Origin of the sequence: Mesorhizobium sp. M0894 (assembly GCF_040319725.1) — a bacterium.
Taxonomy (GTDB): domain Bacteria; phylum Pseudomonadota; class Alphaproteobacteria; order Rhizobiales; family Rhizobiaceae; genus Mesorhizobium.
This window is the reverse complement of sequence record NZ_JAMYOG010000056.1, coordinates 1-630: the sequence shown is the minus strand read 5'-3', so window position 1 is coordinate 630 and position 630 is coordinate 1. Positions and strand designations below refer to the sequence as shown.

Genomic DNA, 630 nt, shown 5'->3' with positions numbered 1-630 from the left:
CCGTCCCGCACCATCGAACACGACGATCGGCTGGAAGCCGTACTCGTCATGGTGGGCATTGAACAGGCGAAGCTGTTGGCCTCCGTGCACAGCGTCGAAGGTGTCGTCAATGTCGAGTACGATCCGCTTCGGCACCTGCCGGAACGAGGCGCAATAGAGATCGACCATCGCCCGTCCCATCGCGACCAGCTCCCGCACGCCGGGTAGGTTCTCCAGCCGGCACAGCGTCGATGACGCCAGATCCCGACCCGACGGCAGCGCATCCTGGGCCATCTTGAAGACCGGATCGCGGCGCAGCCGGTTGGCGTCGTTGCCGTCCTCGTAGCCGGCGGCGATCATCTTCATGCGAAAGCCGATCATGTCCGCCAGGCTGTGGACGACCTGATCCGGGCAGCGCGGATCGTCGATGCAACGCGCCAGACGCTCGGCCACCCGCAACCGCTTTTCCACCTCGGCCAAGGCCAGAACGCCGCTGTTGGACGACAGCATGCCGCCGTCGAAACGGGCGACGACGGACTTGCCGCCGACTGATGACAAACCGCTCAGCGGCAGCGCAAGATCGTTCATGGTGGGTGTGGTCTCCGGGAAATGGTTCGGATCGGCTTAAGCAACCAAATCCTACGTCATTTC

General features: G+C 63.7%; 1 protein-coding gene. It reads right to left on the bottom strand.

Features of this window, described 5'->3' with window-relative positions:
* Positions 1 to 567 (bottom strand): transposase (locus NKH91_RS32280; protein ID WP_352885614.1); only part of this gene is annotated, 567 nt, incomplete at its 3' end.
* Positions 568 to 630: the final 63 nt, after the last annotated feature.